This is a genomic window from Halalkalibacter sp. APA_J-10(15), from assembly GCF_023017105.1.
GTDB lineage: Bacteria > Bacillota > Bacilli > Bacillales > Bacillaceae_D > Halalkalibacter.
On record NZ_JALKEV010000008.1, the window covers coordinates 137,701 to 159,298 of the forward strand.

Sequence of the window (21,598 nt, forward strand, 5' to 3'; positions counted from 1 at the left end):
ATGTAAAAGCTACTTGACTAGTTTAAGCAAACCAAGAAAGAAGAATAGAAGGCTAGGTAAGAAACGTAAGTAATGAAGGATAATACGACTTGTTGTAATGTGACCGTAAATGATCCCAAAAACAAAGGCGAATAAAATGATCATGCCCGATAATGGCGCGAAGAGAAATGAATGGTTTTGAAATCCTGCTTGAAATCCGTAGCCGATATTGTCGATATTCATAAAAAGGGTGATAACGAATAAAAACGATTTACGATAAAATGGTATTTCAAAAAAAAGGTGGTAAAAGGCTAATCCGATTAATAACAAGCCGGATAAAGTGTCGGTTAACGTTGTCGGAATGAAATCACCAACTAAACGGCCAAGGGTCATTGAGATCAAAATAATCGCACTAGAAAAGCACGCAATCATAATAATGAGAGATAATGGGATACGTATTCGTTTAAGCCCGAATAAGAATCCGATCGCAAACGCATCTAAACTGATTAAAAGAGCCATTAAGAAGATGGTTAGATAAGTCAAAATGATTCACCTCCGTTCAACCATCTTATGTACGAATAAAATGAACTAGTCTACTCAAGTGAAAGAAACTGCTTCGTGTTATGGATGGACAGACAAAGCTCGACGTGTTAGAAGTTAGAAAATGCTTAAAATGAGCAAATTAGTTTACACTAGAATGATACGTTAGATACGATAAAGGAAATGAATATATTGAAGGAGAGTACAGAAGAATGGGTATCCAAGAACAATTAGCAAGTGCGATCACCGTAATGAACAATCGTCATTCGGTTAAACATTATAAGCCAGGTTTAGAAATAACACGAGAAGAAATGACTGAATTACTTGAAGCTGCAACGTCCGCACCTTCCGCTTGGAATTTACAGCATTGGCGCTTTTTGGTTATTGATGATCAAAAGAAAAAAGAAGAGCTGTTACCAATTGCATATTATCAACAGCAGATAGTTGATAGCTCCGCAGTGATTGTGTTATTAGGAGATTGTGAAGCGGGTCAAGAGGCAAGTGAAATATACGATGTTGCATTAGAAAAAGGTCAGTTGACAAAAGAAGTACGAGATGCACTTGTTAGTCAAATTGAACGTGCTTATGAACATGGGAAGGAAACGTCCTTTGCACGTGATGCGGCGTTTTTGAATGCTTCGCTTGCAGGCATGCAATTTATGTTAGCTGCTAAGGAAAAAGGGTATGATACTTGTCCAATTGGTGGATTTAAACGGGATGAATTAATCAAGACTTTTCACATTCCTCAACGCTTTGTACCCGTCATGTTGATGACAGTAGGAACAACTTTAAAAGAAGCCTATCCATCAGAACGAAAGCCTATTGACCAAGTTACTGTTTATAACAGCTTTTAAGTAGTATGATCGTGAAGAAGTCCCAATGGCGGGCTTCTTCATTGTGACTTTTATGAGAAGAAATAAAAAAGTAAGAAGGAGGAAAGGAGAAAATGATTGACTTAGAATTTGAGAATTATCATGAATGTACATTTACAGACATTCATGTAAAAGAAAAATATGAAGTGAATCAATGGACGCATTTTGTTATCGCTTTTTCTGGGGATGTGCCAAAGGAACTAGTTGATCCTGAAGCTTTAGTGATTCTGTCGGGACAATCCATTTTACAAGTTGTATTACGGGATGAAGGTTGTGATTGCCATTTGTTTCAGTTTACAGAAAATGAGAAAAAGCAATTTGAAGAATGGGTTCAGCAAAATGTGTTAGTTAATTGATTGGAAATAGTGAACAATTGCTTTTGGGTTGTCCCTTAGATCTATGAATTGACTTTTTAGGTTTTTACTATGAATTGCTTGGAAATCCCTTGTTTCTTGATAAACTTTTTTGATCATTTCTTTCATCGTTTTTTGATCACTCGACGTTAATTGCTCTTCAATTGTTGTACAAATAAACGTTCGACAGACGGCATTTTTAAATTGTGGGTGAAGGGAACACCCTTTTCCTTTTCTGAAAAATTGACAAATGGAGTAACTAGTTCGTTTATCATCTTTTTCAAGCGGCGATAAGGATTGAGTGTTTAGCTGATCAAATGCTGAATCAACTTCGGCTTTCACAAAAATGGAGTAAGGATGAATGATAGCAGCTGGGTGATGATAGATCGACCAAAATTGATCCACATTATCGTTACACATTCGAAAAATATCTAAAAGTTGAAATGTAGGACTATATGAACAGCAACCAACCTTTTCTACTGTATCTTTCGGAGGTTGAAATTGTGGGTCTAGACAGTTTAAACAAGCTCTCGAAAGAAGTTGGTTATAGGTGTTGTCAATTTCTAGCATATATTTAACCTCCCATCAATGTAACATATCATAATTTATTGTTTTGTAAAAGAGGTTGCTTATGCCGATTTTCTTAGTGAAATGTTACAAAAGAACACTCTACCTATTGTGAAATAACCTTACAAAATAATTCTATGAATATATGTAGTAAAACTTTAACAAATTCGCTCAATATGTTAAAATACGTGTGAAAGCGTTATACATTGATTGCTATCATAGATGTTAGTTAGGAAGCAAATTAGGAGGTAATTACATCATGTCAAGCAAGGAGCACAATCCGGGAGAACCATGGCAGGGGTTTCATGGTCCGAATCTTGGCGTCGCCATTGAGTTATATGAGTCATTTCTAGAAAACCCCAATTCAGTTGATCAACATATGCGAGAATTATTTGAAGAATGGGGGCCTCCACCGACTGACCAAGAAACGGCATCAGGTAATCGTGTTTTCGTTTCAGCTTCACAAGTTGAGCCTTCATCGAATCAGATGAGGACGTATGTGAATGCGGTAAAATTAGCAGATATGATTCGCCGTAAAGGGCATTTAGTATCCGAAACAAATCCGATTAACCACTCAAGCAAGCATTCTGAAATTTTTGAATTAAAGCGATATCATTTAACTGAGGATTCAGTGAAAAATGTACCTGTTGATTTAATTTGTCCAGATGCACCTGCTTATGTGAAAGATGGATTGGATGCTATTAATTATTTGAAAGATGTTTACACTAAAAAGATTGCATTTGAATTTAACCATGTTCATGATTTGGAAGAACGCCAGTGGTTAGTACAAATGGTTGAATCAGGGGAGTATATTCCTTCATTTTCAAAAGAAACAAAAGTAAACCTACTTAAGCGTTTAACCCAAGTAGAGGGCTTTGAAAAGTTTATTCATCGCACATTTGTTGGGCAAAAGCGGTTCTCTATTGAGGGGTTAGACATCTTAGTTCCAATGTTAGATGAAGCTGTTAGAGATGTAGTACATAATGGTACAAAACACGTATTAATTGGTATGGCTCATCGTGGTCGTTTAAATGTGTTAGCACATACGTTAAATAAACCTTACAAGATGATTTTTTCTGAATTTTTACATGCACCAAAAGACTTAATTCCTTCTGATAATTCAACTGGAACAAAAAATGGTTGGACAGGTGATGTGAAATACCATTTAGGAGCAGATCGTCAAATTCGTGATGAGAATACAGCTGAAGCGATTGTTTCACTAGCAAACAATCCTAGTCACTTAGAATTTGTAAGTCCGATCGTGGAAGGGTATGCTCGGGCAGCGCAAGAAGATCGTAGTAAAAAAGGGTTTCCTAAGCAAGATGTTTCTCAGGCTTACTCGGTTTTAATTCATGGAGATGCAGCGTTCCCTGGTCAAGGTATCGTAACAGAAACGTTGAATTTAAGTCGATTAAAAGGATATCAAGTTGGAGGATCGCTACATATTATTGCAAATAATAATATTGGCTTTACGACAGAAACGTATGATTCAAGATCAACGACATATGCAAGTGACCCAGCAAAAGGATTTGAGATTCCGATCATTCATGTAAATGCCGATGATCCAGAGGCCTGTATTGCGGCTATTCATTTAGCAGTATTGTATCGCAATAAGTACAAGAAAGATTTTCTTATTGATTTAATTGGTTACCGCCGCTTTGGACATAATGAGATGGATGAACCTGCAGTTACTCAACCGGGTACTTATGAAAAAATTCGCAAACATCCTACCGTTCGTGCAATTTATGCAGAACAGCTAGCTAGCAACGAAGAGATCGCCGCATCCTACGGTGATGAATTAGATAAAGAATTTCAATCAACATTGCAAGCTGATTATGATGAAATTGTCGCAAAGAAGAGGGAAAAGACGTTTGAATTATCACCGCCTGATTATATCGTCAATGGGTTACCTAAGTTAAAGACCAATGTAGCACTTGAAACGTTAAAAGAATTAAATGAACAATTATTGAATTGGCCCAATGAATTCAAAGCGAATGTGAAACTCGAAAAAATTCTAAAGCGCCGTGGAGATGCATTTAAGGAAGACGGTAAAGTAGATTGGGCTTTAGCAGAAACATTAGCGTTTGCAACGATTTTGCATGATGGAACTCCTATTCGTCTCAGTGGACAAGATTCTGAACGAGGAACGTTTGCTCATCGACATCTTGTCTTACATGATCGCTCAAATGATAAGGTGTTCACTCCTCTTCAAGAATTTGATGGAGCCAATGCATCATTCGCTGTGTATAATAGCCCGCTATCTGAGCAAGCGGTAGTTGGTTTTGAATATGGCTATAACGTTCAATCACCAGAAACGCTAGTTCTATGGGAAGCACAGTTTGGCGACTTTGCTAATGGTGCTCAAGTTATTTTTGATCAATGGGTGTCAGCAGGTCGAGCGAAATGGGGGCAAAAGTCTGGCTTGGTCATTCTTTTACCTCATGGATATGAAGGTCAAGGTCCTGAGCATTCTAGTGGAAGAGTGGAGCGCTTTTTAGTTCTTGCTGCTGAGAATAATTGGACGATTGCGAACTGTACGTCAGCAGCCCAATATTTCCATATTTTAAGAAGACAAGCAAAAATCCTCCAAAAAAATGCTGTAAGACCATTAATTATTATGACACCAAAGAGTTTGTTGCGTAATCAGGATGTGGCTTCCACACATGATGCTTTTACTGATGGGGAATTTTTACCTGTATACGAGCAAGCAGGTTTAGGAGAAAAGGTCGATAAAGTTGAACGCATTATATTGTGTAGTGGAAAGGTTGCAATTGATCTAGCTGATCAAGTGAAAAAGCAAGATGAAGATTGGGATTGGTTGCATATCGCTCGAGTTGAAGAGCTTTATCCATTCCCAAAACGACCTATTCGTTCTTTGTTCTCAAAGTATAAAAACCTAAAAGAAGTTGTATGGGTTCAAGAAGAACCAAAAAATATGGGAGCATGGCCTTTTATGGAATCTAGAGTGAAAGAAATTGCACCCGAGGATGTGTCGGTTAGCTACATAGGTCGAACACATCGCTCAAGTCCATCAGAGGGAGATCCGGTTTCTCATAAGAAAGAACAACTACGTATTGTGACAGAATCTTTGACACGTAAACACTAAGAGGAGGCCATTACGGTGATAGAGATTAAAGTACCAGAACTAGCGGAGTCAATTACAGAGGGAACGATAGCACAATGGTTAAAAGAAGTTGGAGAACATGTGAATCAAGGGGAGTATATTGCCGAGTTAGAAACCGACAAAGTGAATGTAGAAATTATTGCTGAGCATTCAGGTGTCATCAAGGAATTTACGAGAGATCCTGGAGATACGGTTGAAGTAGGCGAAGTGATTGCTGTTATTGATGAAACAGGAACAGCTTCAACAGCTGGCACAAAAGAGAAATCACCATCTACTACTGAAAAAACAGATAAGAGTGAGAAGGAAGTGCCAGCAGCAAAGGAACCAACTGCAGATAAGTCAGAATCTCCTGCAAATGAACGATTACTTGCTTCACCTGCTGCTCGTAAGTTAGCACGTGAAAAGGGAATTGATCTTCAAGCTGTACAAACAACAGACCCAACAGGTCGAATTCGAAAGCACGACGTAGATGCACATCAATCTAAGCCTGCTCCACAGGCTCAAGCGCCTCAAGCAGCTTCAAATACGTCATCTACTAACGATACGAAGCCCGTTGAACGTATTAAAATGTCAAGACGTCGTCAGACGATCGCGAAACGTCTAGTGGAGTCTCAGCAAACGGCTGCCATGTTAACAACTTTTAATGAAGTTGATATGTCAGCCGTGATGGATGTTCGTAAAAGACGCAAGGATGCATTTTATGATAAACATGGAGTGAAATTAGGGTTTATGTCTTTTTTCACAAAAGCAGTCATTGGAGCATTAAAAGAATTCCCTTTATTAAACGCAGAAATTCAAGGTGACGAAATTGTTAAAAAGAATTTTTATGATATTGGGGTTGCGGTTTCAACAGATGATGGGCTCGTCGTTCCGGTTGTTCGTGACGCAGATAAGCTTGGCTTCGCTGGTATTGAAAGTGAGATTTCAGAGCTGGGTAAGAAAGCACGCGATAACAAATTAGGACTTTCTGATTTACAAGGTGGTACTTTTACGATAACAAATGGTGGGGTTTTCGGTTCATTATGGTCGACACCAATCTTAAATGCACCTCAAGTCGGAATATTGGGTATGCACAAGATCCAATGGCGTCCAGTCGCGATTGATCAAGAAAACTTCGAAAATCGTCCAATGATGTATATTGCATTGTCTTATGACCACAGAATAGTTGACGGTAAAGAAGCTGTTAGTTTCCTTGTTCGTATTAAGGAAATGCTTGAAGACCCTGAGACGTTATTACTTGAAGGTTAATGTACATGAACAAGGATGCCTTAAACGGCATCCTTGTTTTATGAATATTATAGCGTGGGTGGTGCCACCTTTTCCCATTCATGGTATACTAATCGTTGAAACTACGTAAGAAGGAAGTGAAGGCATGATTCATGTGAATTGGTCAGAACGAAAAACGATTAGAAATGTAGAATGTATTCATACGAATGCTAAGAAATATATGGTTGATCGTGCGTTAACAAAAGGGAAAACGTATGAGCTTAAAAATGAAACGGATGAATTTTATTTTGTGATTGATAATACAGGTTCTGTAGGTGGCTATTATAAAGATTATTTCAAAGGTTAGGTTTAAAATGAGAAGGGGGAAATATTATGGGAGAAGATCTCGATATTTGGATAACATTTATTCGACAATGTGGGTACCTTGCCTTATTTATCACACTAATTATCGGGCTTTTCTTGTTCCCTGTTCCTAATGAAGTTTTACTTATGAGCACCGGGTTACTAGCTACTACAACATTACTTTCTCCTCTTCCGACCTTCGCGGTTGTCTTTTCTAGTATTCTCTTTCATGGAAGCTTGTTATATATGATCGGTACGAAGATTCAAAAGGTTTCAACTACGACCCCAGATGAAAAAGCGCAATCGGTTTGGAGGGTAAGGGCTAATAAAGGGAAGGTGTTATTAGATCGGTATGGTTTAAAAGCAGCAAGCTTTAGCTATTTTTTCCCATTTATCCGTCATGCTGTACCACTTGGTATGGGAATGTCTAAAGTGAAATATCGTTGGTTTGCAATAGTTTCGTTTTCGTCAGCATTGATCTGGCAAAGCTGTTACTTTTTAATTGGCTTTTATTTTGGACGAACGATTACCGATTGGACTACTTTCGTTTATACGGTTATCATTGCATTAGCTTCTATATTATTTATCGTTATTGTTATTCGGTTTGGTAAATACCGCTTCAGAAAAAAAAGTCAAAGCCCTAGCTAAATAACTAGAGCTTTACGTCAGAATGATCATTTTTTATGAGAATCTAAATATTCATTATAACTCATTTCCTTGTCAATGAGCCCTTCATCGGTTAATTCAATGATCCGGTTTGCAATGGATTCATTAAATTGGTGGTCATGAGAATTAAAGATCATGGCTCCTTTGAAATTGATCAATCCATTATTTACTGCTGTAATTGATTCTAAATCAAGATGGTTCGTAGGTTCATCTAGCAGGAGAACATTTGCTCCACTTAGCATCATTTTAGAGAGCATACAACGAACTTTTTCGCCTCCAGATAAAACGCTCGCTTTTTTCTTAACTTCATCTCCTGAGAATAGCATTCTTCCGAGAAAGCCTCTTAAGAATGTATCACTATCATCATCAGGTGAGTATTGTCTGAGCCAATCAACTAAGTTTAAGTCGCTTCCTTCGAAATACTCTGAGTTGTCCTTTGGAAAATAGGCTTGTGAAGTTGTAATCCCCCATTTGAATGTACCACTATCAGGATCCATTTCACCTGTTAAAATTTTAAAAAGTGCTGTTTTTGCTAATTCATGATCTCCAACAAGTGCAATTTTATCCTCACGGTTCATCGTGAAGCTGACATTATTTAAAACGCGTTCACCATCAATCGTTTTACTAATTCCTTCAACCATTAATACATCATTACCAATTTCACGTTCAGCTGAAAAGTGAACGTATGGGTACTTTCTTGAAGATGGACGGATATCATCAAGTTCAATTTTATCTAAAAGCTTTTTACGCGAAGTCGCTTGTTTGGATTTAGAAGCGTTCGCACTAAATCGTGCAATGAAGCCTTGTAGCTCTTTAATTTTTTCTTCTTTTTTCTTGTTTTGATCTTGAGCCATCTTCAATGCAAGTTGACTTGATTCATACCAAAAGTCATAATTTCCGACATAAATTTGAATTTTCCCGAAATCTAAATCGGCGATATGTGTACACACCTTATTTAAGAAGTGTCGATCATGTGAAACGACAATGACGGTATTTTCAAATTGAATCAGGAATTCTTCAAGCCATTCTATAGCTGCTAAATCAAGATGGTTCGTCGGCTCATCTAATAAAAGAACATCTGGTTCTCCAAATAAGGCTTGAGCAAGTAAAACTTTGACCTTTTCGGAACCGGTTAAATCAGCCATTTTCTTTGTGTGTAATTCTTCCTTAATGCCAAGCCCCTTTAAAAGCACGGCTGCTTCTGATTCAGCTTCCCAACCATTTAATTCAGCGAACTCTCCTTCAAGCTCTGCTGCTTTCATACCATCCTCGTCTGAAAAATCTTCCTTCATATAGATCGCATCTTTTTCTTGCATGACTTTATACAAGCGTTGATGGCCCATTATAACGGTAGTTAATACTTCGATTTCTTCATACTCAAAATGGTTTTGTTTCAAAACAGCTAAGCGTTGCCCTGGCTTCAGGTGCACGTCACCCTTTTGTGCTTCAATTTCTCCTGATAAAATTTTCAAAAAAGTTGATTTTCCAGCCCCATTAGCTCCAATTAATCCGTAACAATTTCCAAGGGTGAACTTAATGTTTACATCTTCAAATAACTTTCGATCTCCAAATTGCAATCCAACATTCGTTACTGTAATCATTTATTACGTATCCTCCAATGTCTATATATCGAATGCATTATACCATTCAAAGCGCTAAAGTGATAGTACTTAACAACAATTTAATAAAGATTTCTTGATAATAGAAAATATCGATTGAAGAATTGATGGATGAACGTATCGAACAATGGACGAATATATGCTACGATCTTTACTATAGAAGGTAATAAACGATTAAACTAGCGATCGCTACTCCCATTATCGTTATTAATAGCTTTGACGATTTAATGGTGTAATTAACAATAACCGCTCCTAATAAAATGGCAAAAAAAAGTGATAAATCAAGTGGGAATAGTTGATAGGATTCAATAAAAGATGTTCCAGTGAAAAGCCAAATAAAAACAGGAAAGAGCATGAAAAAGCTTAAAACAATAATACAGATTGTATTTAACCGCTGTAAAGATTCATTCATAATGCCACCTCTGTTTTAATTCTTTATAAAGCCTGTTCAAATGGATTCGTTCGCACCGCGTCTACAATACTTTCAAAAAATGTAGTGACTACGCTCATTACTTCGAGGTCATTCAAAAAATCAATACCAATCCTTTTTGAACAACCTCTTATAAATAAGATAACCAAAAAAATAGAAGCAAATACAAGTTAGATGAAAAAGGAGATAATGATGGAAGCTTTAATGGAATCTGCAAAAAAGAAATTAAAGTTAATATATGGATATGATCAATTCCGTAAAGGACAAGAGGCGATTATCAAATCGGTCTTATCGAAGCAACGCACAATCGGTATAATGCCGACAGGTGGAGGGAAATCCATTTGCTATCAAATACCAGCATATATTTTACCTGGAGTGACAATCGTTATTTCACCCTTAATATCTCTTATGAAGGATCAGGTGGATGCGTTAGTTGAACTCAATATGGCTGCAACGTATATTAATAGTTCATTGTCTGCTCATGAAGAAAGGCAAAGGTATGAAGACATTCGAAACGGTACGTATAAGCTCGTATATGTTGCTCCAGAAAGAATGGAGCATTCCAGCTTTCAAGCACTTGTTGAGCAAGTAGAAGTATCGTTAATTGCTATTGATGAAGCTCATTGTTTGTCTCAATGGGGACATGATTTTCGACCAAGCTATTTATCCATTCCGGAATGGGTGAATGCCTTAAAAGGATCTCCCGCTGTACTTGCTTTGACGGCAACAGCTACAAAGCAAGTACAGGAGGATTTACAGTCATATTTGTCTGTTACGGATGAACATACTGTTATTACAGGGTTTGCTCGACATAATTTGCGTTTTCAAGTAAAGAAAGGTATCGATAAAAAAGCCTTTCTGTTGTCATATTTGAAAAGCAGGAAGAATGAGTCAGGAATTATATACACATCTACTCGAAAAGAGGTTGAATCCATTTCCGAATGGCTTAGAATGAAGCAGATCAATGTGGCTGCATACCATGGTGGGATGTCTGAGAAACTGCGAATAAAAGCTCAAGAAGATTTTACGTATGACCGATCACCAGTCATAGTAGCAACAAATGCATTTGGTATGGGAATTGATAAATCAAATGTACGGTTTGTGATTCATTACAATATGCCACGAACGATAGAGGCTTACTATCAAGAAGCTGGACGTGCTGGACGTGACGGGGAACTAAGCGAATGTATTCTTTTATTTTCTCCACAAGACATTCGGACGCAATCCTTTCTAATTGAACAATCATTATTAAATGAGGAACGAATGAAACATGAGTATGAAAAATTACAACAAATGACGAGTTTTTGCCATACGGAACGATGCCTTCAACAATATTTATTAGACTACTTTGGCGATAGTTCAAATAGTACATGTGGACGTTGTTCTAATTGTCTAAAGGAAGGAGAAAAGCTAGATCGGACAAAAGAGGCGCAAATGATTTTTTCATGCATTAAAAGGGTTAGAGAGAAATTTGGGAAAACGATCATTTCACAAATATTAATTGGCTCCTCTAATCAAAAGATTAAGCAATTTCAATTCCAAGAACTACCTACATATGGATTACTAAATAAGTGGAGCCAGAAGCAAGTAGCTCAATTAATTGATTTATTAATTGCTGAAGGGTATATTGCACCAACTGGTAGCTCTTATCCAACATTGACCTTGACAGAAAAAGTAATACCTGTGTTGAAAGGTGAGAGGAACATTTATGTTTTCGAAGCAAAAGGGAATGATAAGCCTGAAGAACAAAATGATGTGTTTGAAGCAATGCGAGCATTAAGAAAAGCGCTAGCATCAGAACAGAATATTCCTCCATATATGATCTTTTCAGACCGTACGTTAAGGGAAATGAGTCAGTATATCCCGCAAACAAAAGAGGAATTAATGGGTATTAATGGTGTAGGTGAACAAAAGTGGGAGAAGTACGGGCTTGTTTTTTTAGATGAGTTAAAACAATTTGTTGATCGAAAGCCAGATCAGTCCCCTTTGAAAACAAAAGCGAATTCAGGGAAATTAAAGACGAATTATTTAGATACAGCTAATCGTTTCAAGGAACAACCGTCTGTCCCCGATGTAGCTGCCTATTTCTCCTTAACGGAAATGACGATAATCAAACATTTGATTCGTGCGGAACAGGAAGGGGTCCATTTAGAATTAGTTCAGTATGTAGACGATCACAAGCAGAAGCTTATTAGAAAAGCAGCTGAAGAAGTAGGGACTGAAAGGTTGAAACCGATTAAAGAGGTATTACCTGAGTCAATTTCTTATCAAGATATACGTTTCACATTACTGATATAATTTTCATCCGATTTGATGGGTGTCTTATGGTATAGTAATAGTGAGATTATTTGTAAGGAGAGCTTTTATGACGATTAAAATAGTAACAGATTCAACTTGTGATTTAACTAATGATGTTATTCAGACTTATGACATTACGGTTGTACCGTTATCAATTACGTTTCAATCAGAAACTTTTCTCGATGGTGTCGATCTAACGAAGCAGCAGTTCCTCAACAAGCTCAAGGCATCTGAGGAATTACCAAAAACATCGCAACCATCAATGGGCTCATTTTCCGAAGTGTATGAACGGTTATTAAGTGACCCATCAACAACACATGTCATTTCGATTCACATTACCGAAGGCATGAGTGGCACGTATCAATCTGCACGAGCTGCTGCGCAAGAATTTAATGGTGAAGTGACAGTCGTTAATTCATCGTTTATTTCACAAGCGCTTGGTTTTCAAGTCATAGAAGCGGCAGAAAAAGCGAAGCAAGGCTTTTCTGTGAAAGATATAGTCACTCATTTGAATACGATACGTGAACAAACGTCTTTATATATGATGGTTGATACGTTAGACTATTTAGTAAAGGGTGGCAGAATTGGGCGTGGAAGAGCGCTTATAGGCTCATTATTGAAAATTAAACCGATAGCTTCTCTAGATGATGGTGTGTATACTCCTGTTGCTAAAGTAAGAACAGAGCAAAAGATATTAGCATTTTTTAAAAAGAAATTTGAGCAAGAGACTGCAGGGAAAAAAGTGAAGAGAATTGGAATTTCTCAAGTAGATGCTGAAAAACTAGCTATAAAAGTCCGCGATATGATACATTTATTAACAGATGCACCTGTATCAATTGCAGAGACATCACCTATTATAAGTACACACACTGGACCTGGTGCATTAGCATTTATGTATTATTATGAATAAAAGAGGTGCTTTAGATGAGTGAGAAAGTAAAGGACATACAATCGATGGATGAATGGAAAGAGTTGTTAGCTAGTCATACACCGACGTTAGTTTTGAAGCATAGTACAACATGTCCAATTAGTGCAGAAGCGTATAATCAATTTACTGCTTATGTAAACGATCAAAAAAATGATGAAATCAAGTATGCATTAGTAAAGGTGATTGAACAACGTCCTATATCAAATCAAATCGCTGAAGATTTAAATTTGAAGCATGAATCACCTCAATGTATTTTTGTGAAAGATCAACAGGTCATATGGTCAGCTACACATTGGGCCGTTACGAAAGAGGCTATAACTGAGCAAATAACGTAACAATAAAAGTGGTATTTGAAGGTTAGGGAACCTTTAAATACCACTTTTTGTTGCAATAAGATAGACTTGGTGAAAGAATATACTAATGGTTACCTAAAAGAAATGATTTTGAAACCATTTTCAGTCAACACTCGTTTCATTTATAAAAAAGGAAACGGGGTTGTCAATGATGAAAAATGTATTTCTGTTACTCATTACTAGTTTGTTCGTAACCGTTGCTGGTTGTCAAAGCGCTGGAGAGGAATTAGTTGCTGAAGATACTTTAAGCATTGAATATGCTGTTGAGCAGGAAAGCAGTCGTTCTGATAGTGTTGAAGTAGAAAGCGCACCTGATGTTGCATCAGGTGAAGGCGCGGCGTTCGCAAAGGAACGAATGATTTCTTACCAATCATATATGTCTGTTGATGTAGAAAGCTTAATGGAAAGCATGGGTCACTTACAAGAGAGAGCTACAGAATACAATGGTTATGTAGTTGAATCCACTTTTTTTGAATCAGAAACAAACCCATACGGTACAATGGCCTTTCGTATACCGGAAGAATCATTTGTCCTATTTATGGAAGAGGTGAGTGAGCATGCTCAAAAGGTGAACCATCACGAGACAATTGCTCAGGATGTGACAGAGGAATATGTTGATTTAGAATCGCGCTTATCTTCAAAACAAGCGGTTGAAGAGCGGCTTCTACAATTTCTTGAGGAAGCAGAGAATACAGAGAACTTACTAGCGATTTCACAGGATTTAGCGAATACGCAGGAAGAAATAGAGCAACTCACTGGTCGTATGCAATACCTTGAAAATCAAGTGAGCTATTCTAGCGTTAGTATCGATTTGAAAGAAGATACTGTAAGAGTGGGAACGATTCAAGGTGAGGAAGACTTAAATACTTGGGAAGAGGCCAAGAAATTATTTATCGATACAGTTAATTTCTTAATTACTTCCGTTTCAGCTATAATTGTATGGTTAATAGGCTTAAGTCCACTCTTTATTCCTATTATCGTTATAGCTTTTGTTATTTCGTATAGATTGAGACGTATGAAGAAAAAGAAGACCACTTTAGACTAAATGAAGGCATTGAAAATCGAAGTGATTCTGACTATACGATTTATATTTTAGAAGGTTTTCTGTTTTCAGGCGAAGAACTACAGCGTAATGTTATTGTTTGGGTTATGATGGAGACTATTTTACTCGAATTATTATACATGACTCAAAGGTGAACTCTAATGAGCTAAATGAAACAATTCTTAATCATTCTGAAAATGAGATAAATGAAGTGAATGTTGAAATAGATGGTGCTGATTTTGGACTACGAGAAGAATATATTGCTGAAAATGGGGATGTGACTGCGACCTATCATGCTCTAAAAACGTATGATAATGAAAAATAACTACAATTTACCTTTTTTTACCATTATAAGAATCCTTTCTGAAGGTTATTTTTTCGGAGTATAACCTTATCAGAAATGGGTTCTTTTTTCATTTATTTTATGCATGATGATTTAAAGAAATTGTCCATTTAATAGACGATGTATACGATCATCGATTTTACATGAATAATTCAGGTTTAAATACTTTACACGTTTAAACGAAATCCCTTCTCTGTTCGTAATAAGACATATGCCCTCTAATTCTCATCAAAACGATTTATTTCACAACATTATTTTTTAGTTTGAATTAAACTAATCATTTTGTTTCCTTTTTACCCAACCAGACATAATCTAATGATAAAGTGATAAAGGAGATGATAACTGTGTCAAATTTTGGAAAACCATATAAAGGATGCTGTCCGATATATCCGGTTCGAAAACAGCCTCGGAAAAAATGCATCTGTCCACCTGGACCACGGGGCCCAGCCGGCCCAGCGGGAGCAACCGGCCCAGAGGGTCCAGCGGGCCCAGCCGGTCCAGCGGGTCCAGCGGGAGCAACCGGCCCAGCGGGTCCAGCGGGCCCAGCCGGCCCAGCGGGAGCAACCGGCCCAGAGGGCCCAGAGGGTCCAGCGGGTCCAGCGGGCCCAGCCGGCCCAGCGGGAGCAACCGGCCCAGAGGGCCCAGAGGGTCCAGCGGGCCCAACCGGCCCAGAGGGTCCAGCGGGAGCAACCGGCCCAGAGGGCCCAGCGGGCCCAGCCGGTCCAGCCGGTCCAGCGGGTCCAGCGGGCCCAGCCGGCCCAGCGGGTCCAGCGGGAGCAACCGGCCCAGAGGGTCCAGCGGGAGCAACCGGCCCAGAGGGTCCAGCGGGCCCAGCCGGCCCAGAGGGTCCAGCGGGAGCAACCGGTCCAGCGGGTCCAGCGGGCCCAGCCGGCCCAGCGGGTCCAGCGGGAGCAACCGGCCCAGAGGGTCCAGCGGGAGCAACCGGCCCAGAGGGTCCAGCGGGTCCGGCAGGAGGAGTATTAGCCTTTGCAGATTTTTATGCATTGATGCCACCTGATAATGCAGCAACAGTTGCTCCCGGTACAGACGTAAGTTTTCCGCAAGACGGACCTATTAGTGGGACTGATATAACCCGTACTGGTCCTAGTACATTTAACTTGTCTGAAATTGGCACTTATCAGGTCTTGTTTCAGGTAAGTGTAAGCGAAGCGGGACAACTGATTTTAACTCTCGATGGAGCTGACCTAGACTATACGGTGGTTGGGCGAGCAACCGGTACTTCCCAGATAGTAGGAATGGCTCTTGTAACAACAACAAGCATCAATTCAATACTCACTGTACAAAATCCAGCTGGCAATGCCGCAGCACTAACCATCACTCCTCTCGCTGGAGGAACAAGGCCTGTTTCAGCACACCTTGTTATCACACGACTCCAATAGAGTGGGAAAATAGAATGGTCTATACCAAATTATGAAGTAGACTGGTTTGTTAGGTAGCTTTAGAGCCTCCTAATAACTCATAATTCAATATAAGAAATCATGTTAGGTCTCTGCCGATTGAGTCAATCGGTCATTTGTAGGAGTGTAAAGAAAAACTACACCTCGAATGTTAGACATAGTGTAAAAATCGAGGTGTAGTTCAACTGGTATTGACTCTTTTAATAGTTAACTTAAATGTTACGTGTGTACTCCTTTAGTAATATGTTGAGCTCACCATTAACGACATACTCATGCAACAATTTTATTCAGCAAAATGTGAACATGAAACTAATATCCGAATGTTTAGGAGATATCACTAACCAGTCTGTAAAATGAGGTTATCAAGTACTTGATTGGTAGGGACAGAACAAATTAAAAGAACAAAATAACCGGCTGATCAATTTAGTAATATATAGATATTAAGTTTTAATAATACAACAAGAAGCAGTCAAACTTTTGATACCAACTTTTAAGTTAATACTATGACCCAAATTATGATCAGCTAAAATACAAAACCCCATTATTACCAATGGGGTTGACAAACAATTGATCCATTTTGATTTTCATAATCAACCTCAACATCAAAATCATGCTTCTCGTAAAAATGGATGAGTCTATCAAGATGGCCCCAATCTCGTTTAGCAAGATCTCCTTTAATACAATGGATATTCTGTTCTTTGGCATGGTCCTTTAAATACTCCATACAGATAGAACCGAAACCTTTATTTTCTTCTCCTTTTATATCGCCTATAAAAAGGCTGAAATCATCTGTATATTTAGCCTGGAGCATAAAGTCCCAATGTCCGCGGTAGGCAGAGTTGCACTCATGGATCATAATATGACATGAATGCCCATCATCTATCATGGATACAATCACCCATTTTTCGTTTTTGGATTGTTCAATTCCAATCACTTGCTTGCCTTTTGCTATTTCTTTTACATTTTGTTGTAATCGAAATAGTTGAAATTCTACGTCATCACATGTCGATTGCTTTTCATCCGTGCGTGGCTCGGTTAAAAGCACATAACCACTCCTTTTCTTTTTTTCTATGAAAATGCCTCTTTACAAATATCATAGTATACAAGAGAAAGGATGAATGTTCAAGTTGAGTTTATAGTCATAAAAAATGTCCATCTATTGCATGAAATAGATGGACATATGTAGTACTAATATATAGAATATTAAAATGCAAACCGGTATGTCCAGAAACGTTCTGTTTGTAACCAAGCCAATGCTTCAGGATCTCCTTTTTTCCATTTGGGTTCCATTTCTTCTAACATCCAAGCCGTTTGTGAAAGGTGTGCTCGTAATGCGTTTCGTTTCACTTCTGCAAAGGGTTCAATGTTAACAATAATATCAGGTTCACCGATATCATTAAGGTGATTGTTGGAAAAAGCAATACAATGGACTTTCGGCCGATCAGCTACTGGTAGGGACTGTACAGCTTGAGTAACAGCACGTCCAGTAGCATCATGATCTGGATGAACAGAATGGCCAGGATAAAAGGTAATGACCAATGAAGGCTTCAACTCAGCAATTAAATGAAGGACAACGGCTTGTAATTCTTCCTCTGGTTCAAATTCAATCGTTTTATCACGATAGCCTAACATACGTAAATCGTCTATGCCCATTACTTCTGCCGCTTGCTCTAATTCTTTCTTTCTTATAAGTGGTAATGATTCACGTGTTGCGAAAGGTGGGTTTCCTAAATTTCGTCCCATTTCACCTAATGTTAAACATGCGTACGTAATGGGGGTACCTTGCTTAGCGTGCATGGCAATCGTTCCTGCTGCTCCAAATGTTTCATCATCCGGGTGAGGGAATACGACTAATACATGTCTTTCTGTTTCCATAATTATTCTCTCCTTTCTTATGTAAATGGGTTTTCACTAATTTGTAGAGCTACTGCTAATTTCCCATCAGCCCCATGCCCTGCAAGTAACAAGCGATTTTCTGCATCAATTTCATAATGCGTTAACCCTTCAGCATAAATCCATCCGATTTCTAGTTTTAATCCTACTCGATACGGACCTTCTCCAGCTACTTTTCCATGTGAATAGATAACTTGTGCATTACGAATGAATGCTCCCGCAGAAAAAAAAGATTCGTCATTATGGGAAGCATAGGCACCATTCGTCGTTTCTAAATGGATGTATACAGGTTTGTTGCAATTTGAGTTTAATGTATGTTGAACTTCTTCAACGAGAATGCTTTCCATGAGTAAACCTCCTAAACTTACTAACTTATTCTATTATATAGTAAATGCCACATAGCAAACAATCAAACCGTCTACAGATTTACGTTATCGCTTTTTTTTTGATAAAATAAAGTGATGAAGCTACAAAGAAGAGTAGGTGAGCAGTAGATGAAGAAATTGGATAAGTCAGGTGAAGATTCATTTGAAGAGCCATCCGCTGAAGATTTTCTGATGGAAGAACAAGAAACAGAAGAAGAGAAAAAAGGAAAAAAACGTAGGAAACGCCTTTTTCAATTCATTGGATTATTCGTTGCTTTATTGTTAGTCGCTCAAATATTTAATATATGGCTCGATTTATTTTCACCTCAATCAAGAGAATTAGCGCGAGTTTCGGAAGAGTTGAGCACGATTGAACATATGGAATCCTATAAGGAGGCTGTAGCAGTCATTGTTGGAAGCGACAGCCGGGGAACAGGGTTTATCATATCTCCTGATGGGTACATGCTAACAAATCATCATGTGATTGAACAAAATGAGCCGTTTTATGTGAGCTTACCAAATGGAGAAGTGTACGAAGCAGAAGTAATCAAGTCAATTGAAACGCCAGATCTCGCATTGTTAAAAGTAGAAGGAGATCAACTACCATTTTTATCGTTAAGAGAGTATGGAGCTACAGAGCATGAGGAAATATACGTGATTGGGAACCCCGGATTACAATCTTCTATTGTGAATGAAGGGGAAATTGAAAGCTCAGAGGGTACATACCAACGTATGAAGATTACAAACACTATTTTACCTGGTCATAGTGGGAGTCCAGTATTATCGAAAGAAGGGGAAGTTGTGGGCGTTGTGTACGCACGAACAATCGGAAGTGAAGCTGGTTATGGATTAGCCATACCTCTTGAACGCGTGTACGAACACTTTCCAGAGTTAAAAGAACTTTAAGATAATATAGAAAGTTAAGTCTTTTCAGTGTGCTAGTCGTTGGAAATTTGACGAATTAGACAGTATACCTCGCTTCCCACAGGAGACTGGTATCCTGTGGGAAGCTACCTTCATGTAGAGAAAACAAATTCTTTAACAAATGAGATGATTCGTTTTTACTTATTCAGGCAGGACTTCTTCTAAATCCTTTTCGTAAAATAATCGGAATAGAATATCTTGGTTGTAATTTCCAAATCCTGATCCAAAAAGTGTTACTCCACCAATATGTTCTGCATCATCATGAATAGCAATTCTAAACGTCCACTGTTTTGCTTCAATATCGATGTCATTAATCGAGTAGCCTGATAATTTTATCCCATCAAGAAATGTTCCGTTTTCAGTTACTCGAATACATTTCAATAATCCGTATTGATTTATGACTCTTGGCCACCAGTCTGGTGTATACTTGCCTAGGCTATCACCGAAATCACCAGGGCTTGTCCAAGTTCCAAGCTCAATTCCATTAAAAATGAAGGAAATGTCAGAAGGCCAATGTTCATTCGTTAAAGGTGCTTCAGACGAAAGTTCCATTGATATTTCTAATGCTTTCGGTGTTTCATTTGATAAAAGGAAATTGGGTGCTTTGTATTCAATAAATCCTTTTCCAAACCAAAGAATTTTGGCATTAAAACGTTCAGGGTCTAAAAAATATCGAATATCGTCAAATTGTCCAATGATCATTTTTTCAGTAGCAAGGCCACAAGTAGGCTCGATCGAAAAATCAGTGAAATGTCCGACTGATAGTGTTGTTTGATGAAAAGCAAGAGATTGACTTTGCTTAACTGGAAAAATAATATCAATTTCATCTACATTTAAGATACATAGCTTTTGTATACCTGCTCGACCAGGTACCATTTCAGTGCGGATAATTCCTGCTTTTTCAAGCTTCTTAATATGCATCGTCATAATAGCACTACTTAACCCAACTGCTTCAGCTAATTCTCGTATATTTGAAGATTTCTTTGATAGAATTTGAATAATAGAAAGGCGTACATTACTTGCAAGAGCTTCAAAGACGGGCAATGATTTGTTTGAAATATCGAGTTGCATCTCGTTCCTCCAACTTTTTATTGATTGCGTTTACATGAAATATTTTCTTTTTAATTATACATATAAGGTTTCTTTTAATCAAATAGAGCTCATTTACAGTAGTTGAAGATTGTCATTGTATTCATTGCTTTTTATTTATAAAATAAGAACATGGTGATTTGAAAGGAGAAAAAGATGAAAGAATTACATATTGAACAAGCAGATACAAGAAAAGAAATCCCTAAAACAGATGAACTAGTATTTGGTCGACACTATTCAGATCATATGTTTGTCATGGATTATAAAGATGGAAAAGGTTGGTTTAATCCTCGGATTGTTCCATATAACCCAATTACTTTAGACCCTGCTGCGATGATTTTTCATTACGGACAAACTGTGTTTGAAGGCTTAAAAGCTTATCGTACTTCGGATGATCAAGTTTTGATGTTTCGACCGGAAGAAAATTTCAAAAGGCTCAATCGATCTAGTGAGCGCTTAAGCATGCCAAAGGTTCATGTAGATGAGATGATTGAATACTTAAAACAGTTACTTAAGGTAGATAAAGAGTGGATTCCAAAAGAAGCGGGCTATTCGTTATATATACGTCCATTTATTATCTCGACCGAATCTAATTTAAGTTTAGCCCCTTCAAAAACGTACACATGTATGATGATTCTATCTCCAGTTGGTTCCTATTATAAAGAGGGGATCAAACCAGTCGGGATACATGTGGAGGAAAATTACACACGTGCTGTAAAAGGAGGAACGGGCACAGCCAAAACAGCAGGGAATTACTCTGCAGCATACAAAGCTCAAGAGAAGGCAACAGAAGAAGGCTACTCTCAAGTGTTATGGCTAGATGGGATTGAAAAGAAATATATTGAGGAAGTTGGAAGTATGAATGTCTTTTTTAAGATAAATGGAGAAGTTGTTACACCTAAGCTAAATGGGAGTATTCTTGAAGGGATTACACGTAATTCTATTATTGAACTATTACACAGATGGGGAATAGTTGTGAACGAACGCCAAATCTCTATCGATGAGCTATTTGCAGCATACGAGCGTGGAGAACTTGAGGAGGCATTTGGTACAGGTACTGCTGCGGTCATCTCTCCGGTTGGAGAATTGAAATGGAATGACCGTCAAATGGTGATTAATAATCGTGAAACGGGTCATTTAGCGCAAAAGCTATATACAACTTTAACAAGTATTCAAACGGGTAAAGAAGAGGATCCGTTTGGATGGGTTGTGCATGTATAAGAGTT

At 38.1% G+C, this 21,598-nt stretch carries 22 protein-coding genes; 14 read left to right on the top strand and 8 right to left on the bottom strand.

What is annotated here, in order from left to right:
* Positions 1 to 9: 9 nt before the first annotated feature.
* A complete protein-coding gene (locus MW695_RS11280; protein WP_247105419.1) occupies positions 10 to 522 on the bottom strand; it encodes a manganese efflux pump in 513 nt (170 codons plus the stop codon).
* A 209-nt stretch (positions 523 to 731) separates the two neighbouring features.
* Here MW695_RS11280 and MW695_RS11285 point away from each other — a divergent pair, with 209 nt between their 5' ends.
* The gene (locus tag MW695_RS11285) at positions 732 to 1,373 is read left to right on the top strand and encodes a nitroreductase family protein (RefSeq protein ID WP_247105420.1); all 642 of its coding nucleotides are present in this window, start codon (positions 732 to 734) and stop codon (positions 1,371 to 1,373) included.
* A gap of 92 nt (positions 1,374 to 1,465) precedes the next feature.
* A complete protein-coding gene (locus MW695_RS11290) occupies positions 1,466 to 1,747 on the top strand; it encodes a hypothetical protein (RefSeq protein ID WP_247105421.1) in 282 nt (93 codons plus the stop codon).
* Here MW695_RS11290 and MW695_RS11295 read toward each other — a convergent pair.
* Complete coding sequence (locus MW695_RS11295; RefSeq protein WP_247105422.1) at positions 1,736 to 2,314, bottom strand: hypothetical protein; 579 nt, start codon at positions 2,312 to 2,314, stop codon at positions 1,736 to 1,738. The genes MW695_RS11290 and MW695_RS11295 overlap by 12 nt on opposite strands.
* 256 nt (positions 2,315 to 2,570) lie before the next feature.
* Between MW695_RS11295 and MW695_RS11300 the strand changes: the two genes are divergently transcribed.
* The 4 genes from MW695_RS11300 (at position 2,571) to MW695_RS11315 (ending at position 7,652) form a co-directional block, all read left to right on the top strand.
* Positions 2,571 to 5,417, top strand: a complete 2,847-nt coding sequence (locus MW695_RS11300; RefSeq protein ID WP_247105423.1) for a 2-oxoglutarate dehydrogenase E1 component — start codon at positions 2,571 to 2,573, stop codon at positions 5,415 to 5,417.
* Positions 5,418 to 5,432: 15 nt separating this feature from the next.
* Complete coding sequence (odhB, locus tag MW695_RS11305) at positions 5,433 to 6,683, top strand: 2-oxoglutarate dehydrogenase complex dihydrolipoyllysine-residue succinyltransferase (RefSeq protein WP_247105424.1); 1,251 nt, start codon at positions 5,433 to 5,435, stop codon at positions 6,681 to 6,683.
* Positions 6,684 to 6,807: 124 nt separating this feature from the next.
* Positions 6,808 to 7,008: a DUF6501 family protein gene (locus MW695_RS11310; protein ID WP_247105425.1), complete on the top strand. Its 201-nt coding sequence runs from the start codon at positions 6,808 to 6,810 to the stop codon at positions 7,006 to 7,008.
* 26 nt (positions 7,009 to 7,034) lie between these two features.
* The gene (locus MW695_RS11315; RefSeq protein ID WP_247105426.1) at positions 7,035 to 7,652 is read left to right on the top strand and encodes a DedA family protein; all 618 of its coding nucleotides are present in this window, start codon (positions 7,035 to 7,037) and stop codon (positions 7,650 to 7,652) included.
* A gap of 26 nt (positions 7,653 to 7,678) precedes the next feature.
* Here the strand turns inward: MW695_RS11315 and MW695_RS11320 are convergent, their stop codons facing one another.
* Positions 7,679 to 9,271 carry an ABC-F family ATP-binding cassette domain-containing protein gene (locus MW695_RS11320; RefSeq protein ID WP_247105427.1) on the bottom strand — a complete coding sequence of 531 codons (1,593 nt, stop codon included), beginning with the start codon at positions 9,269 to 9,271 and terminating at the stop codon, positions 7,679 to 7,681.
* 172 nt (positions 9,272 to 9,443) lie between these two features.
* Positions 9,444 to 9,701 carry a hypothetical protein gene (locus tag MW695_RS11325; RefSeq protein ID WP_247105428.1) on the bottom strand — a complete coding sequence of 86 codons (258 nt, stop codon included), beginning with the start codon at positions 9,699 to 9,701 and terminating at the stop codon, positions 9,444 to 9,446.
* 210 nt (positions 9,702 to 9,911) lie between these two features.
* On the opposite strand from MW695_RS11325, the gene recQ reads away from it, so the two are divergent.
* The 6 genes from recQ (at position 9,912) to MW695_RS11355 (ending at position 16,083) form a co-directional block, all read left to right on the top strand.
* Positions 9,912 to 12,017, top strand: coding sequence for a DNA helicase RecQ (gene recQ, locus MW695_RS11330; protein ID WP_247105429.1), 2,106 nt, complete (start codon positions 9,912 to 9,914; stop codon positions 12,015 to 12,017).
* Between the two features lie 67 nt (positions 12,018 to 12,084).
* Positions 12,085 to 12,927, top strand: a complete 843-nt coding sequence (locus tag MW695_RS11335) for a DegV family protein (protein WP_247105430.1) — start codon at positions 12,085 to 12,087, stop codon at positions 12,925 to 12,927.
* A 14-nt stretch (positions 12,928 to 12,941) separates the two neighbouring features.
* Entirely contained in the window at positions 12,942 to 13,280 is a 339-nt protein-coding gene (gene ytxJ / locus MW695_RS11340; protein WP_247105431.1) for a bacillithiol system redox-active protein YtxJ, read from the top strand.
* 169 nt (positions 13,281 to 13,449) lie between these two features.
* On the top strand, positions 13,450 to 14,343 hold the full coding sequence (locus tag MW695_RS11345) for a DUF4349 domain-containing protein (protein WP_247105432.1): 894 nt from the start codon (positions 13,450 to 13,452) through the stop codon (positions 14,341 to 14,343).
* 97 nt (positions 14,344 to 14,440) lie between these two features.
* Positions 14,441 to 14,665 (top strand): hypothetical protein, encoded by a 225-nt coding sequence (locus MW695_RS11350; protein ID WP_247105433.1) that lies wholly within the window; start codon positions 14,441 to 14,443, stop codon positions 14,663 to 14,665.
* A gap of 362 nt (positions 14,666 to 15,027) precedes the next feature.
* Positions 15,028 to 16,083 (top strand): collagen-like protein, encoded by a 1,056-nt coding sequence (locus MW695_RS11355; protein WP_247105434.1) that lies wholly within the window; start codon positions 15,028 to 15,030, stop codon positions 16,081 to 16,083.
* Positions 16,084 to 16,645: 562 nt separating this feature from the next.
* On the opposite strand, the gene MW695_RS11360 is transcribed toward MW695_RS11355, so the two are convergent.
* From MW695_RS11360 to MW695_RS11370, 3 genes are all read right to left on the bottom strand, one after another.
* Complete coding sequence (locus tag MW695_RS11360; protein ID WP_247105435.1) at positions 16,646 to 17,146, bottom strand: GNAT family N-acetyltransferase; 501 nt, start codon at positions 17,144 to 17,146, stop codon at positions 16,646 to 16,648.
* Positions 17,147 to 17,304: 158 nt separating this feature from the next.
* Positions 17,305 to 17,976, bottom strand: a complete 672-nt coding sequence (gene bshB2, locus MW695_RS11365) for a bacillithiol biosynthesis deacetylase BshB2 (protein ID WP_247105436.1) — start codon at positions 17,974 to 17,976, stop codon at positions 17,305 to 17,307.
* Positions 17,977 to 17,993: 17 nt separating this feature from the next.
* Positions 17,994 to 18,341 carry a YojF family protein gene (locus tag MW695_RS11370; protein ID WP_247105437.1) on the bottom strand — a complete coding sequence of 116 codons (348 nt, stop codon included), beginning with the start codon at positions 18,339 to 18,341 and terminating at the stop codon, positions 17,994 to 17,996.
* A 147-nt stretch (positions 18,342 to 18,488) separates the two neighbouring features.
* Here MW695_RS11370 and MW695_RS11375 point away from each other — a divergent pair, with 147 nt between their 5' ends.
* Positions 18,489 to 19,265 carry a S1C family serine protease gene (locus tag MW695_RS11375; RefSeq protein ID WP_247105438.1) on the top strand — a complete coding sequence of 259 codons (777 nt, stop codon included), beginning with the start codon at positions 18,489 to 18,491 and terminating at the stop codon, positions 19,263 to 19,265.
* Between the two features lie 159 nt (positions 19,266 to 19,424).
* Here the strand turns inward: MW695_RS11375 and MW695_RS11380 are convergent, their stop codons facing one another.
* Positions 19,425 to 20,354, bottom strand: coding sequence for an ArsR/SmtB family transcription factor (locus MW695_RS11380; RefSeq protein WP_247105439.1), 930 nt, complete (start codon positions 20,352 to 20,354; stop codon positions 19,425 to 19,427).
* 174 nt (positions 20,355 to 20,528) lie between these two features.
* On the opposite strand from MW695_RS11380, the gene MW695_RS11385 reads away from it, so the two are divergent.
* Positions 20,529 to 21,593: a branched-chain amino acid aminotransferase gene (locus tag MW695_RS11385; protein WP_247105440.1), complete on the top strand. Its 1,065-nt coding sequence runs from the start codon at positions 20,529 to 20,531 to the stop codon at positions 21,591 to 21,593.
* Positions 21,594 to 21,598 lie beyond the last annotated feature (5 nt).